General features: G+C 65.4%; 13 protein-coding genes. 11 read left to right on the top strand and 2 right to left on the bottom strand.

Annotated elements, in window-relative coordinates; genetic code table 11:
* Nucleotides 1-33 precede the first annotated feature (33 nt).
* The 6 genes from ispH to LPA45_RS13995 all read left to right on the top strand — a co-directional run bounded on the left by ispH (nt 34) and on the right by LPA45_RS13995 (nt 6654).
* The gene (gene ispH / locus LPA45_RS14020) at nt 34-999 is read left to right on the top strand and encodes a 4-hydroxy-3-methylbut-2-enyl diphosphate reductase (protein ID WP_116318024.1); all 966 of its coding nucleotides are present in this window, start codon (nt 34-36) and stop codon (nt 997-999) included.
* A 592-nt stretch (nt 1000-1591) separates the two neighbouring features.
* Complete coding sequence (locus LPA45_RS14015) at nt 1592-2794, top strand: branched-chain amino acid ABC transporter substrate-binding protein (RefSeq protein ID WP_116318023.1); 1203 nt, start codon at nt 1592-1594, stop codon at nt 2792-2794.
* Nucleotides 2795-3008: 214 nt separating this feature from the next.
* Nucleotides 3009-3944, top strand: a complete 936-nt coding sequence (locus tag LPA45_RS14010) for a branched-chain amino acid ABC transporter permease (protein ID WP_116318022.1) — start codon at nt 3009-3011, stop codon at nt 3942-3944.
* 13 nt (nt 3945-3957) lie between these two features.
* Entirely contained in the window at nt 3958-5115 is a 1158-nt protein-coding gene (locus LPA45_RS14005; RefSeq protein WP_116318021.1) for an ABC transporter ATP-binding protein, read from the top strand.
* Nucleotides 5116-5128: 13 nt separating this feature from the next.
* Nucleotides 5129-5905, top strand: coding sequence for an ABC transporter ATP-binding protein (locus LPA45_RS14000; RefSeq protein WP_317923522.1), 777 nt, complete (start codon nt 5129-5131; stop codon nt 5903-5905).
* A 32-nt stretch (nt 5906-5937) separates the two neighbouring features.
* A complete protein-coding gene (locus LPA45_RS13995; RefSeq protein WP_116318019.1) occupies nt 5938-6654 on the top strand; it encodes an ABC transporter ATP-binding protein in 717 nt (238 codons plus the stop codon).
* Nucleotides 6655-6907: 253 nt separating this feature from the next.
* On the opposite strand, the gene LPA45_RS13990 is transcribed toward LPA45_RS13995, so the two are convergent.
* Entirely contained in the window at nt 6908-8095 is a 1188-nt protein-coding gene (locus LPA45_RS13990; RefSeq protein WP_116318018.1) for an acetylornithine transaminase, read from the bottom strand.
* A 275-nt stretch (nt 8096-8370) separates the two neighbouring features.
* A complete protein-coding gene (locus LPA45_RS13985; protein WP_116318017.1) occupies nt 8371-9444 on the bottom strand; it encodes a CDP-6-deoxy-delta-3,4-glucoseen reductase in 1074 nt (357 codons plus the stop codon).
* 9 nt (nt 9445-9453) lie between these two features.
* Between LPA45_RS13985 and LPA45_RS13980 the strand changes: the two genes are divergently transcribed.
* The 5 genes from LPA45_RS13980 (at nt 9454) to hutC (ending at nt 14153) form a co-directional block, all read left to right on the top strand.
* Nucleotides 9454-10428: an NAD-dependent epimerase/dehydratase family protein gene (locus tag LPA45_RS13980; RefSeq protein WP_116318016.1), complete on the top strand. Its 975-nt coding sequence runs from the start codon at nt 9454-9456 to the stop codon at nt 10426-10428.
* Between the two features lie 352 nt (nt 10429-10780).
* Nucleotides 10781-11716 carry an ABC transporter substrate-binding protein gene (locus LPA45_RS13975; protein WP_376790647.1) on the top strand — a complete coding sequence of 312 codons (936 nt, stop codon included), beginning with the start codon at nt 10781-10783 and terminating at the stop codon, nt 11714-11716.
* A 29-nt stretch (nt 11717-11745) separates the two neighbouring features.
* Nucleotides 11746-12612: an ABC transporter permease gene (locus LPA45_RS13970; RefSeq protein WP_116318014.1), complete on the top strand. Its 867-nt coding sequence runs from the start codon at nt 11746-11748 to the stop codon at nt 12610-12612.
* Nucleotides 12609-13388, top strand: a complete 780-nt coding sequence (locus LPA45_RS13965; RefSeq protein WP_116318013.1) for an ABC transporter ATP-binding protein — start codon at nt 12609-12611, stop codon at nt 13386-13388. Before LPA45_RS13970 ends, LPA45_RS13965 begins: the two co-directional genes overlap by 4 nt.
* A gap of 6 nt (nt 13389-13394) precedes the next feature.
* A complete protein-coding gene (hutC, locus tag LPA45_RS13960; protein WP_116318012.1) occupies nt 13395-14153 on the top strand; it encodes a histidine utilization repressor in 759 nt (252 codons plus the stop codon).
* Nucleotides 14154-14192: the final 39 nt, after the last annotated feature.

The following is a 14192-nucleotide window of genomic DNA, read 5'->3' as shown; positions in this document are numbered from 1 at the left end:
GCCAACGTGCCGACTCCCGTCCAGATACGCAGCATGCCTGACCTGACCACCGCACCCGACGCCGAAATCCTGATGGCCCAGCCGCGCGGCTTCTGTGCCGGCGTGGATCGCGCCATCGAGATCGTCGAGCGTGCGCTGGCGCGCTTCGGCGCGCCGATCTACGTGCGCCATGAAATCGTGCACAACGCCTACGTGGTGGCCGACCTGCGCAGCAAGGGCGCGGTGTTCGTGCGCGAACTCGACGAGGTGCCCGCCGGCGCCACCGTCATCTTCAGCGCCCACGGCGTGTCGCGCGAGGTGCGCGAGGACGCCGCCGCGCGCGGCCTGCACGTGTTCGACGCAACCTGCCCGCTGGTGACCAAGGTGCATGTCGAAGTCAGCAAGATGCGCGCGGAAGGTTGCGAGATCGTGATGATCGGCCATCGTGGCCACCCCGAGGTGGAAGGGACCATGGGGCAGGCCAACGGCGGCATGGTGCTGGTCGAGACCGTCGCCGACGTCGCCACGCTGCAGATCGCCGATCCGACGCGACTTGCCTACGTAACCCAGACCACGTTGTCGGTGGACGAGACCCACGAGATCGTCGCCGCGCTGAAGGCGCGCTTCCCGCAGATCCGCGAGCCGAAGAAGCAGGACATCTGCTATGCCACGCAGAACCGCCAGGACGCGGTCAAGTTCATGGCGCCGCAGGTCGAGGTAGTGATTGTGGTGGGCAGCCCCAACAGCTCAAACTCCAACCGCCTGCGCGAGCTGGCGCAGCGCCTGGGTGTGCCGGCCTATATGGTCGACGCGCCGGAGCAGGTGCGCCCGGAATGGATCGCCGGCAAGCGCCGCATCGGCCTGACCGCCGGTGCCTCGGCGCCCGAGGCGCTGGCGCAGTCGATCGTCGACCGCCTGCGCGCGCTCGGTGCGCGCCAGGTGCGTGCCCTGGAGGGCATCGAGGAAAACATGGCGTTCCCCCTGCCACGGGGGTTGATGCCGACCAGCGTCGCCGCCTGAGCGGCAGCGGGCACCAGGCCCGTATCTCCCCACGCTCATGAGCAAGGGCGCCGCGTAATGCGGCGCCCTTTTTTGTTTGCGCGTCTTCGGGCGCGCCATCATTCGAACTTATGACTTCCAATGCACATTATCGGTGCAGCACCATTGCGGCACGAATTACCAGCGTGTTTGGCAAATCAGACAAATAGGGGTAATCCCCGTAACTGGGGTTTTCCCTATTATGGTGCGGCGCTACATTCTGCACATTAGAGATCGGTGCATAGCATTTGAAATGAAATACCTAATTAATTAGGGTCCATTATGGGTGGCGCACCGCGCGCCTAATACCGCCAGCGGGCGGTGCGGGCACGATTCTTGTAAGTATGTGAGACGGTCCCGCCATGTGAGCGGGAATTGCCCCAATCTGTGCATTGGGGAAATTCCCTAGCTCATTTGACGGGTAAATCGGTCGACTTGTTGCGTCGCGTATTGCAACTGCAAAGAAAGGGGATACAATGCGCGCGTTTCAAATTGAAACTAAACAAAGGCGGTCCAGGGAAACGTCCGGGAGGCGTTGCAAATCCCTGTTTTTGTGAATCCTAGGAGATCACTCATGCAAATCACGTTTGCCAAGATTCTGCCGATCGCGGCCGCTGTGGCGCTGGTAGCGGCTTGCGGCAAGAAGGAAGAGAAGCCGGCGGATGCGGCCTCTTCGGCGCCGGCCGCAGCAGCCCCTGCCGCGGGCGGTGGCGAGGTCGTCGTCAAGATCGGCCACGCGGCCCCGCTGACCGGCGGTATCGCGCACCTTGGCAAGGACAACGAAAACGGCGCCCGCCTGGCCGTGGAAGAAGTCAACAAGACCGGCCTGGAAATCGGTGGCAAGAAGATCAAGCTGGAACTGGTCGGCGAAGACGATGCCGGCGATCCCAAGACCGGCACCGCCGTGGCGCAGAAGCTGGTCGACGCCAAGGTGGCGGCTGTGGTCGGCCACCTGAACTCGGGCGTGTCGATCCCTGCCTCCAAGATCTACAGCGATGCCGGCATCGTGCAGATTTCGCCGTCGTCGACCAACCCGGACTACACCAAGCAAGGCTTCAAGACGACCTACCGCGTGGTCGCTACCGACGCCCAGCAAGGCCCGGCATTGGCCAACTACGCTGCCAAGACCCTGCATGCCAAGAGCGTGGCGATCGTCGACGACGCCACTGCCTACGGCAAGGGCCTGGCCGATGAGTTCGAGAAGACCGCCAAGGCTTCTGGCGTGAACGTGGTGGCGCGTGAAGCCACCAACGACAAGGCCACCGACTTCAAGGCCATTCTCACCAAGATCAAGGGCAAGAAGCCGGACGTCATCATGTACGGCGGCATGGACGCGACCGGTGGCCCGTTCGCCAAGCAGGCCCGTGAACTGGGCATCCCTGCCAAGATCGTCGGCGGCGACGGCGTCTGTACCGACAAGGTGGCCGAACTGGCGGGCGATGCCGTGACCAACATCATCTGCTCCGAGGCCGGCCTGGCCCTGTCGCGGATGGAGAGCGGCGCGGACTTCGACAAGCGCTACCAGGCTCGCTTCAACGCGCCGGTGCAGATCTACGCACCGTTCACGTATGACGCGGTGATGGTCGTCGTCGATGCCATGAAGCGCGCCAACTCGACCGAACCGGCTGCCATCCTGGCCGAAATGCCCAAGACCAACTACAAGGGCGTGATCGGCAACATCGCCTTCGACGAGAAGGGCGACATGAAGGAAGGCACCATCACGCTGTACGAGTACAAGGACAAGAAGAAGTCCGTCCTCGACGTCGTGAAGATGTAATCTGGGCTTACCGGCCCATCCGAACGGCACCGTGAGTATTTTGCGGTGCCGTTCTTTTTAGCCTCGCCTAATGTAGAAGCATCCTTACCCTGGATGGAGCATGGCGGGCCGCTTACCAGCAATCCAACCTCAGCAACGTTACCCATCACCACATCATTGTCCCCCCCGGCATCCACACCATGCCGTCAGGTAAGGGACTGAAGCAGGAGTTTTCATGGATATCTTTATCCAGCAGATCGTGAACGGTCTGGTGCTCGGCAGTATCTACGCGCTGATTGCACTGGGCTACACCATGGTCTACGGCATTCTGGGGATCATCAACTTCGCTCACGGCGATGTCCTGATGATCGGCGCGCTGACCGCCCTGTCAGCGATTCTTGGTCTGCAGAAGTTTGCCCCCGGCTTGCCCGAATGGCTGACGCTGGTGATCGCGACATTGATTGCGATGCCGGTCTGTGCAGTACTGTCTTACTCGATTGAGCGTATCGCTTACCGGCCCTTGCGCAATGCGCCACGGCTGGCCCCGCTGATTACCGCGATCGGCGTGTCCATCATCCTGCAGACGATGGGCATGCTGATCTGGTCGCGCAACCCGCTGACCTTCCCGCAACTGCTGCCGTCGGAACCGATCGATATCGGCGGTACCGGAGCCACCATCACCGGCAAGGAAATGGTCATCATCGGCCTGGCCGTGATGGTCATGTCCGGCCTGCTGGCGCTGGTCAACCGCACCAAGCTCGGCCGCGCCATGCGCGCCACCGCCGAGAACCAGAAGGTGGCCGGCCTGATGGGCGTGAACCCGAACTTCGTCATTTCCGCCACCTTCATGATCGGCGCCACGCTGGCCGCGCTGGCCGGCGTGATGATGGCCACCAACTACGGCAACGCCCACTTCTACATGGGCTTTATCCCGGGCCTGAAGGCGTTCACCGCCGCAGTGCTGGGCGGCATCGGCAACCTTGCCGGCGCGATGGTCGGCGGCATGCTGCTGGGCCTGATCGAGGCGCTGGGTGCCGGCTATATCGGCGACCTGACCGGTGGTGTGTTCGGCTCGAACTACCAGGACGTCTTCGCTTTCATCGTACTGATCACTGTGCTCGTCTTCCGTCCGTCCGGCATCATGGGCGAACGCGTGGCGGACCGCGCCTGAGGAGAGCGAATCCATGAATACCCCGATTCCATCCACGGCCGCCGTCGCGGCCCCGACCAAGGTTCCGACCAAGACCCTGGCCGCGCTGATTGGCTTTTTGGTGATTGCGCTGTGCGCGCCGTTTATCGTCCAGACCCTGGGCGGCAACTACTGGGTCCGCGTGCTGGACTTTGCGCTGCTGTACATCATGCTGGCGCTGGGCCTGAACATTGTGGTGGGCTTTGCCGGCCTGCTTGACCTGGGCTATATCGCGTTCTACGCGGTGGGCGCCTACATGATGGCACTGCTGGGCTCGCCGCACCTGGCGAACCAGTTCGAGTGGATCCAGCAACTGTTCCCCACCGGCATTCACCTGTCGATGTGGTTCGTGTTGCCGCTGGCGATCCTGGTGGCCGCGACCTTCGGCGTATTGCTGGGGGCGCCAACGCTCAAGCTGCGCGGCGACTATCTCGCCATTGTGACGCTGGGCTTCGGCGAGATCATCCGGATCTTCATGAACAACCTGGACCGCCCGGTCAACATCACCAACGGTCCCAAGGGCATCACGGCGGTGGACCCGGTCCATATCTTCGGCTTCGACTTCTCGAAATCGCACGAGATTTTCGGGATGAAGTTCACGCCGGTGTTCATGTACTACTACCTGCTGGTGTTCCTGGTCATCGTGATCGTGTTCGTGTGCCTGCGCCTGCAGACCTCGCGCATCGGCCGCGCCTGGGTCGCCATCCGTGAAGATGAAATCGCGGCCAAGGCCATGGGCATCAACACCCGCAACATGAAGCTGCTGGCATTTGCCATGGGCGCGTCCTTCGGCGGTGCCTCTGGGGCGGTGTTCGGTGCGTTCCAGGGCTTCGTGTCGCCGGAATCGTTCACGCTTTGGGAATCGATCTACGTACTGGCGATCGTGGTGCTGGGCGGCATGGGCCATATCCCGGGCGTGATCCTGGGCGGCGTGCTGCTGGTGGGCTTCCAGGAGTTGCTGCGCGTGGTGGCCGAGCCAGTCCAGCATGGTCTGTTCGGCCACGTCGTTGTGGACGCGGAGGTCCTGCGCCAGCTGCTGTTCGGCCTGGCCCTGGTTGGCGTGATGCTGTACCGCCCGGCAGGCATCTGGCCGTCGCCGCGCAAGGAAGACCGCCCGGTGGTTCGCCGTGCGGGCAACGTGGGCCGTTTCTGACCAGGAGGACAACATGAGCAACAACGATTTCCTCCTGTCGGTACAGGGGGTCAACAAGCGTTTCGGCGGCCTGCAGGCACTGTCGGATGTGGGCCTGCAGATCAAGACCGGCGAGATCTATGGCCTGATCGGCCCGAACGGTGCCGGCAAGACCACCTTCTTCAACGTGATCACCGGCCTGTACACCCCGGATGCGGGCGAGTTCGTGCTCGGCGGCAAGCCCTACCAGCCGACCGCCGTGCATGAGGTGGCCAAGACCGGTATCGCGCGTACGTTCCAGAACATCCGCCTGTTCGGCGAGATGACCGCGCTGGAGAACGTGATGGTGGGGCGCCACGTGCGCACCAAGGCCGGCGTGTTCGGCGCGATCTTCCGGCCGCCTTCGGTGCGCCGCGAGGAAGAGGGCATCGAGGACATGGCGCATGACCTGCTCGACTACGTCGGCATCGGCAAGTACGCCAACTTCACCGCGCGCAACCTGTCGTACGGCCACCAGCGCCGGCTGGAGATCGCCCGTGCGCTGGCGACCGAGCCCAAGCTGCTGGCGCTGGACGAGCCGGCCGCGGGCATGAACGCGACCGAGAAGGTCGAGCTGCGCGGCCTGCTCGACAAGATCAAGAACGACGGCAGGACCATCCTGCTGATCGAGCACGACGTGAAGCTGGTGATGGGGCTGTGCAACCGCCTGACGGTGCTGGACTACGGCAAGGTGATTGCCCAGGGCCTGCCGCACGAGGTGCAGAACAACCCCGCGGTGATCGAGGCCTACCTCGGCACCTCGGCGCACTGATGGCGGGAGCAGAAGCAATGACACAGCCAGCAATGAAACAGACAGTACTGAAGATCTCCGGCCTGAAGGTCGCGTACGGCGGCATCCAGGCCGTCAAGGGCATCGACCTGGACATCCAGGACGGCGAACTGGTGACGCTGATCGGCGCCAACGGCGCCGGCAAGACCACCACCATGAAGGCCATCACCGGCCTGCAGGGCTGGGCCGGCGGCGACGTGGAGTACATGGGCAAGTCCATCAAGGGCGTGCCCAGCTACGCGCTGCTCAAGCAGGGGCTGGCGATGGTGCCGGAAGGCCGCGGCGTGTTCGCGCGCATGACCATCACCGAGAACCTGCAGATGGGCGCCTACACGCGCAACGACGAGGCTGGCATCAAGGCCGACGTCGACCGCATGTTCGGCATCTTCCCGCGCCTGAAGGAACGCGCCAACCAGCTGGCGGGCACCATGTCCGGCGGCGAGCAGCAGATGCTGGCGATGGCGCGCGCGCTGATGAGCCAGCCCAAGGTGCTGCTGCTGGACGAGCCTTCGATGGGCCTGTCGCCGATCATGGTCGACAAGATCTTCGAGGTCGTGCGCGATATCTCGGCGCAGGGCGTGACCGTGCTGCTGGTCGAGCAGAACGCGCGCCTGGCGCTGCAGGCCGCGCACCGCGGCTACGTGATGGAGTCCGGCCTGATCACCATGAGCGGGGATGCCAGCCAGATGCTGGACGATCCCAAGGTGCGGGCCGCCTACCTGGGCGAGTAAGCGGCGCTCCGCCGCTCACCTCCGACACCCCGCTGCCGCGAGAGGGGTGAGGGAGAGGGCGGGCGCTCGCAGGCGCAAGGCCTTTCCCCTTGCCGCGGGGCCCCGCGCGGGCCGGCTCTGGCCGGTGTGCGCGGGTTCTGCGGTGCTGGCCCTCTCCCTCACTCCTCTGCGGCGTCCATGGGTTGCCGTGTCACCGCAAAGAAAAAAGCCTCGCGCAAGCGAGGCTTTTTGTCGTCTGGCGATCGCGGAACGATCAGGCCAGCTTCTTCAGCAGCGTGCGCAGCATGCCGATCATCTGGTCGATCTCTTCGTGCGTGACGTTCAGCGCCGGCATGAAGCGCAGCAGGTTGGCGCGCGGCGCGTTCAGCAGCAGGCCTTGCGGCGCCATGTCGCGGGCTTCTTCCACCAGTTGCGGGCCGATGTCCTTTTCCAGCAGCAGCGCGCGCAGCAGGCCTTCGCCGCGCTCGCCGCCCAGGCCGAATTCGGCCGACAGCGCCAGCAATTGTTCCTTCAGGTATTCACCCTTGGCCTTGACGTCGTCCAGGAAACCCGGCGCGGTCAGCTGCTCGATCACGGCGCTGCCGACCGCGGTCATCAGCGGGTTGCCGTTGTAGGTGCCGCCCTGGTCGCCGGCCTCGAAGCTGGCGACTTCGGCCTTGCACAGCAGCGCCGACAGCGGCACGCCGCCGCCGATGCCCTTGCCCAGCGTCATGATGTCCGGCTCGACGCCCGACAGCTCGTACGCGAACAGCGTGCCGCAGCGGCCGCAGCCGGCCTGCACTTCATCGACGATAAACAGCAGCTTGTGCTTGTCGGCCAGCGCGCGCAGGCCCTGCATGAACTCGCGCGTGGCGGGGATCACGCCGCCTTCGCCCTGCACCGGCTCCAGCATGATGCCGACGGTCTTGTCGGTGATCAGCTTCTCCACCGAGGCGAGGTCGTTCAGCTCGGCCTTGGGGAAGCCCGGCACCTGCGGCGCGAAGATGGTGTCCCAGCCGGCCTTGCCCGACGCGCTCATGGTGGCGAGCGTGCGGCCATGGAAGCTGTGGTCCATAGTGATGATCTCGTAGGCGCCGTTCTTGTGCTTGCGGCCCCATTTGCGCGCCAGCTTGATCGCGCCTTCGTTGGCCTCGGCGCCGCTGTTGGCGAAGAAGACCTTGTCGAAGCAGCTGTTGTCGGTCAGCTGCCTGGCCAGGCGCAGCATCGGCTCGTTGTAGAAGGCCGGGCTCGGGTTGATGATCTTCTTCGACTGCTCGACCAGCGCGTCGATCATGCCCTGGTTGGAATGGCCCAGGCAGTTGACCGCCCAGCCCTGCACGAAGTCCAGGTATCGCTTGCCGTTGTGGTCCGTCAGCCAGGAGCCCTTGCCCTCGGTGAAGACGAGCTCGGGCCGGTTGGTGATGTACATCAGGGATTGGACGGGAAACTCAGCAAATGCCATGGCGGACTCCAGGGGTCGGCTTTAAACGATGGACGGACAAGCAGGTAAAACGCGGAAAAACAAAAAGCCACGGGGGTTGCCCGTGGCTCGTTGACCTGAACAGACGCAGTCGACGGTCAGCCGCGCGGCACCCCAGTGGGGAGCGACGTACGGAAGCTGCGGCGTCGGTTGAAGGTCGTATGCATGCGGGCAAATATAAGGCGCATGTGCCCGGGTGTCAAAACGAATTTTGGCAGGCCCGGGCATTGTTGCGCTGAGGGAACGGCTGGCGGGCGTCAGGCCGCCGGAGTGGCCGGAGCCGATCCCGCCGGGTGCATGTCGGCCTCGGAGGTGAACGAGTCGGCGAAGAACGCGTCTTCGTGCAGCTTGCACTGACGGGTAAAGTCGCCGCGCGCGGCGTTGATCATCACCGGCGCCCCGCACGCGTAGACCTCGTGCCCCGACATGTCGGGGTGGTCGGCGATCACGGCCTGGTGGACGAAGCCGGTGCGGCCCTCCCAGTTGTCTTCGGGCAGCGCGTCGGACACCACCGGCACGTACTTGAAGTTGGGCAGGTCGCGCGCCCATTGCTCGGCGAGCGCGTGCATGTACAGGTCCTTGGGCCGGCGGCCGCCCCAGTACAGCGTCATCGGGCGCGTGATGCCGGTGTAGGCGGCATGCTCGACGATGGCCTTGATCGGCGCGAAACCGGTGCCGGAAGCCAGCAGGATGATCGGAGCCTCCGATTCCTCGCGCAGGAAGAAGCTGCCCAGCGGCCCTTCGAAGCGCAGGATGTCGCGCTCCTTCATGACCGGCTGGCCTTCCTTGGCGCCGAACACGTAGTCGGTGAAGGCGCCGCCCGGCATATGGCGGATATGCAGCTCGATCGGGCCGTCCTCGTGCGGCGGCGTGGCGATCGAATAGCTGCGGCGCTTGCCGTCGCGCAGCAGGAATTCCACGTACTGGCCGGCCAGGTACTGCATGCGCTCGGTAGCGGGCAGCTGCAGCTTGATGGCGATCACGTCGTCGGCCAGGCGCTCCAGCGAGGTCACGCGGCACGGCACCTTCTTGATCGGGATGTCGCCTGCGCCGTGGACTTCGCGGCATTCGATGGTGATGTCCGAGGCGGCGTTGGCGCAGCAGAACAGCGCGCGGCCCTCGGTCTTTTCCTGCGCGGTCAGTGCCGCCGGGGCGTGGTCGCCCTGCACGATGGTGCCTTCCAGCACGCGGCCCTTGCACGAGCCGCAGGCGCCGTTCTTGCAGCCGTAGGGCAGGCCGATGCTGTGGCGCAGGGCTGCGCCGAGGATGGTTTCGTCCGTAGCCACTTCGAACTTGTGGCCACTGGGCATGACGGTTACTTGATAAGCCATAATCGGTCTATGAGCCAAATTCAGTCGATGCTGCAGCCCTCGCGCCTCCCAGTCCTGCCGGTCCCCAGCCGTCGGCTGGGCCGTCCGCGCCTGTTGATCGTCGGGTGCGGGGATGTGGGGACGCGCTGCCTGCGAATCCTGTCGTCGCGCATGCGCGTGTTTGCCGTCACGTCGCAGCCGGCGCGCCGCGCCGAACTGCGCGCCGCCGGCGCGGTGCCGCTGGTGGCGGACCTGGACCGGCCGGCAACGCTGGCGCGGCTGCGGGGGCTGGCCACGCAGGTGCTGGACCTGGCGCCGCCGCCCGGTCAGGGCGAAGGCGATCCGCGCACACGTGCCTTGCTCGCCGCCTTGCGCCGCAAGGCCTGGCGGCAGCCTGGCAAGCCCGCCATTCTACCCGACGAGGCCCCGCCCCGCGCTGCGTTTGTCTACGCCAGCACCTCCGGCGTCTACGGCGACCGGCAGGGCGCACGGGTGTCCGAAGTCCATGCGGTGCGACCGCAGACGGCGCGCGCGCGCCGCCGCGTGGCCGCCGAGGGGACGGTGCGCGCCTTTGGCCGCGATGCCGGCTGGCGCACCAGCATCGTGCGCATCCCGGGTATCTATGCCGCCGAGCGGCTGCCGGTGGCACGGCTCAAGCGGGGCACGCCCGCGCTGGTGCCGCAGGACGACGTCTACACCAGCCATATCCACGCCGACGACCTGGCCCGCATCATGGTCGCCGCGCTGTTCCGCGGCCGCCCGCAGCGCGTGGTCCACGCCAGCGACGATACCGAGCTGCGCATGGCCGACTACTTCGACCTGGTAGCCGATCGCCGCGGCCTGCCACGCCCGCCGCGCATCACGCGCGGCCAGGCGCGCGAAGTGATCGAGCCGACGCTGCTGAGCTTCATGAGCGAATCGCGCCGGCTTGATAATCGCCGGCTCAAACGCGAACTGCGCCTGCGGCTGCGTTATCCCACCGTCGCTTCCTTCTTCGACGCCTGACCGCGCCTGTCCTTGGCACGCGCCTTGCTCGCTCCGAGCGCGCCTAACCCCTGTCTATACAGCAACACATCTGATGCCTCGGTGTGGTGCTGCCGGCACCAACAGTGCGCGGCAGCATCAACGTCGTCATTGATGAATCCCTGTCAAATGGCGATTCCCAAGGAAAAGTGACTGTCAGATCCTCCGTGGAAGCCCTACGTTGACTTGTATATACAGGCATTGTTTAATGCCCGAAAACGAGCACGCCACAAGCATGGCCTGCCGTCGACGGACACACCAAAGGAGCGTACCGATGAGGATGGAAAGCCGCATGCAGGGCAGGATTCAAAGCAGGGTTCGTGGCCGCAAGGCAATGCAGGCCGCGCTATTTGCCGCGGCTGTCACCATGGCCGGCGCCGGCCATGCGCAGACCACCAAGGTCACGCTCGGCATGAGCGGCTGGACCGGCTTCGCGCCGCTGACGCTGGCCGACAAGGCAGGCATCTTCAAGAAGAACGGCGTCGAGGTCGACATCAAGATGATCCCGCAGAAGGACCGTCACCTGGCGCTGGCCTCCGGTGCGATCCAGTGCGCGGCCACTACCGTCGAGACCCATGTGGCCTGGAACGCCAACGGCGTGCCCATCACCCAGATCGTGCAACTCGACAAGTCCTATGGCGCTGACGGCCTGGCCGTGCGGGGCGATGTCAAAAGCTTTGCCGACCTGAAGGGCAAGACCATCGGCGTCGATGCGCCGGGCACCGCGCCGTACTTCGGCCTGGCCTGGATGCTGAAGAAAAACGGCATGTCGCTCAAGGACGTCAAGACCACCACGCTGTCGCCGCAGGCGGCCGCGCAGGCCTTCGTGGCCGGCCAGAACGACGGCGCCATGACCTACGAGCCGTACCTGTCCACCGTCCGCCAGAACCCGGACAAGGGCAAGATCCTGGCGACCACGCTGGACTACCCGATGGTGACCGACACGCTGGGCTGCGCGCCCAAGTGGCTCAAGGAGAACTCCAAGGCGGCCCAGGCGCTGGTCGACAGCTATTTCGAAGCGCTGGAGATGATCCGCAAGGAGCCGGAGAAGTCCAACGAGATCATGGGCGCCGCGGTCAAGCAGACCGCCGAGCAGTTCGCCAAGTCTTCCGCCTACCTGCGCTGGCAGGACCGGGAGGCCAACAAGAAGTTCTTTGCCGGCGAGCTCGCCAGCTTCAGCAAGGAAGCGGCGGGCGTGCTGATGGACATCGGCGTGATCCGCCAGGTGCCCGACGTGACGGCGTTGTATGACGCGCGTTTCCTCAAGTAAGCAGAGCAGTCGCAAGGAGGCGTGACGTCATGACGCAAGCCCATGTAGGTTCTTCGGCCCGCCCCGCGGCGGCGGGCGCCGCGCCCGGCGCAGCGCCCGCGCGGCGGCGCCATCCGTGGCTGTCGCCGCTGGTTCCGGTCGCGCCCAATGCGCGCTGGATGCTGGGGCTGTCCTTCTTCGTGCTGTTCTTCGGCATCTGGGCCGCGGTGACGCTGGGCGGCTTCGTGCCGCGCACGTTCCTGGCCGATCCGATGACGATGGCCAAGGAGGGCTTCATCCTTTTCACGGAGCACAATTTCATCGGCGACATCGGCATGACCGTCTGGCGCGTGCTCGGCGGCTTCGTGCTGGCCGCGGTGCTGGCCGTGCCGCTGGGCATCTTCATGGGCTCGTACAAGGCTGCCGAGGCGTTCTTCGAGCCGTTCGTCTCGTTCTGCCGCTACCTGCCCGCGTCGGCCTTCATCCCGCTGCTGATCCTGTGGGCCGGCATCGGCGAGACGCAGAAGCTGCTGGTGATCTTCATCGGCTCGTTCTTCCAGATCGTGCTGATGGTGGCGGTGGCCGTCGGTGGGGCGCGCAAGGACCTGGTGGAGGCGGCCTACACGCTGGGCGCCAACAGCGCCGGCATCGTGCGCCGCGTGCTGATCCCGGGCGCGGCGCCGGAAATCGCGGAAATCCTGCGGCTGGTGCTGGGCTGGGCCTGGACCTATGTGATCGTGGCCGAGCTGATCGGCTCGTCGTCCGGTATCGGCCACATGATCACCGACAGCCAGGCGCTGCTCAATACCGGGCAGATCATCTTCGGCATCATCGTGATCGGCTGCATCGGGCTGGTCTCCGACCTTGTCTTCAAGCGCGCCAACCAGCGCCTGTTCCCGTGGAGTTCGATCCAATGAGCGCACTGTCCATCCAGCAGGTCTCGCGTACCTTCGCCAACCCGCGTGGCGGGCAGACGCTGGCGCTGCAGCCGGTCGATTTCGAGGTGCGCGACAACGACTTCGTCACCATCCTGGGCCCGTCGGGCTGCGGCAAGTCCACGCTGCTGCGCATCGTCGCCGGGCTGGATACGCCGTCCACCGGCCGCGTGCTGCTCGACGGCCAGCCGGTGTCCGCTCCGGGTGCGGACCGTGGCATGGTGTTCCAGTCGTACACGCTGTTCCCGTGGCTGACGATCGAGCAGAACGTGCGCTTCGGCCTGCGCGAGCGCGGCATGAGCGCGGCCGACCAGAAGGAGCGCAGCGACTTCTTTATCCAGCGCGTGGGCCTGCGTGGCTTCGAGCACCATTTCCCCAAGCAGCTCTCGGGCGGCATGCAGCAGCGCACCGCGATCGCGCGGGCGCTGGCCAACGATCCCAAGATCCTGCTGCTCGACGAGCCCTTCGGCGCGCTCGACAACCAGACCCGCGTGCTGATGCAGGAGTTGTTGCTCGGCATATGGGAAGCGGCGCGCAAGACGGTATTATTCGTGACCCATGATATCGACGAGGCCATTTTCATGGCCAACCGGGTGGCGGTGTTTTCCGCCAGGCCGGGTCGGATCAAGAGCGATATCGCGGTCGACTTCCCGCATCCGCGCCATTACACCATCAAGACCTCCCCGGAGTTTTCCGCGCTCAAGGCGCGGCTGACCGAGGAAATCCGCGCCGAGGCGATTGCCGCGGCCGAGCACTGAAACGCCATGAACCACGCCGTCGGCTCCGCCACCCCTGCTTCCTCTCCCACCGCGCTCTACCAGCAGGTGAAGGAGTACATCGCCCGCCAGATCCAGAGCGGCGCGTGGCAGCCGGGCGACCGGGTGCCGTCGGAGCAGGAACTGGTGAACCGCTTCGGCGTGTCGCGCATGACCGTCAACCGGGCCCTGCGCGAGCTGTCGGAGCAGGGCCGGGTGGTGCGTGTCGCAGGCGTCGGCACCTTCGTGGCCGAGCACAAGCCGCAGTCGACGCTGCTGTCCGTGGTCAACCTGCAGGACGAGATCCGCATGCGCGGGCATGACTACGCCTGCGACGTGATCCTGGTCGAGCGGGTCTCGGCGTCGATCGAGGTGGCGGCCGCGCTGGAGCTGCATACCGGCGAGTCGGTGTTCCATTCGGTCTGCGTGCATCGTGAAGACGGCGTGCCGGTGCAGCTGGAAGACCGCTATGTGAACCCGCGCGTGGCGCCGGATTTCATCGGCCAGGACTTCAGTGCGACCCAGCCCGGCGAATACCTGTTGCGCCACGTGCCCTACGATCAGGTGGAGCATGTGGTCGATGCCATTGCCGCCACGCCGGAGCAGGCCGCGCAGCTGGAAATGCCGCCGACGCAGCCCTGCCTGATGCTGACCCGCCGTACCTGGACCAACAGTGTGCCGGTGACGTTCGTCCGTTGCCTGCATCCGGGCAACCGCTACCGCCTCGGCAGCCGCTTCCGCGCCGACGGCAATCCCGCTTTCGGCTGAGCCGCGCGTTACCAACCGCGAGGGTCAGCCACTGCTTCA

The sequence above is a fragment of the Cupriavidus sp. Agwp_2 genome, from assembly GCF_040784895.1.
Lineage (GTDB): Bacteria > Pseudomonadota > Gammaproteobacteria > Burkholderiales > Burkholderiaceae > Cupriavidus.
This window is presented reverse-complemented; position numbering and strand designations above follow the sequence as displayed.

Bases quoted from the DNA above. Each gene is read 5' to 3' on its own strand.
- LPA45_RS14005 (WP_116318021.1), top strand. From the start codon at position 3,958: ATGAATACCCCGATTCCATCCACGGCCGCCGTCGCGGCCCCGACCAAG.
- LPA45_RS13985 (WP_116318017.1), bottom strand. From the start codon at position 9,444: ATGGCTTATCAAGTAACCGTCATGCCCAGTGGCCACAAGTTCGAAGTG.
- LPA45_RS13965 (WP_116318013.1), top strand. From the start codon at position 12,609: ATGAGCGCACTGTCCATCCAGCAGGTCTCGCGTACCTTCGCCAACCCG.
- LPA45_RS13970 (WP_116318014.1), top strand. From the start codon at position 11,746: ATGACGCAAGCCCATGTAGGTTCTTCGGCCCGCCCCGCGGCGGCGGGC.
- LPA45_RS13990 (WP_116318018.1), bottom strand. From the start codon at position 8,095: ATGGCATTTGCTGAGTTTCCCGTCCAATCCCTGATGTACATCACCAAC.
- LPA45_RS14000 (WP_317923522.1), top strand. From the start codon at position 5,129: ATGAGCAACAACGATTTCCTCCTGTCGGTACAGGGGGTCAACAAGCGT.
- ispH (WP_116318024.1), top strand. From the start codon at position 34: ATGCCTGACCTGACCACCGCACCCGACGCCGAAATCCTGATGGCCCAG.
- LPA45_RS13995 (WP_116318019.1), top strand. From the start codon at position 5,938: ATGAAACAGACAGTACTGAAGATCTCCGGCCTGAAGGTCGCGTACGGC.
- LPA45_RS14015 (WP_116318023.1), top strand. From the start codon at position 1,592: ATGCAAATCACGTTTGCCAAGATTCTGCCGATCGCGGCCGCTGTGGCG.
- LPA45_RS14010 (WP_116318022.1), top strand. From the start codon at position 3,009: ATGGATATCTTTATCCAGCAGATCGTGAACGGTCTGGTGCTCGGCAGT.
- LPA45_RS13975 (WP_376790647.1), top strand. From the start codon at position 10,781: ATGCAGGCCGCGCTATTTGCCGCGGCTGTCACCATGGCCGGCGCCGGC.
- LPA45_RS13980 (WP_116318016.1), top strand. From the start codon at position 9,454: ATGAGCCAAATTCAGTCGATGCTGCAGCCCTCGCGCCTCCCAGTCCTG.
- hutC (WP_116318012.1), top strand. From the start codon at position 13,395: ATGAACCACGCCGTCGGCTCCGCCACCCCTGCTTCCTCTCCCACCGCG.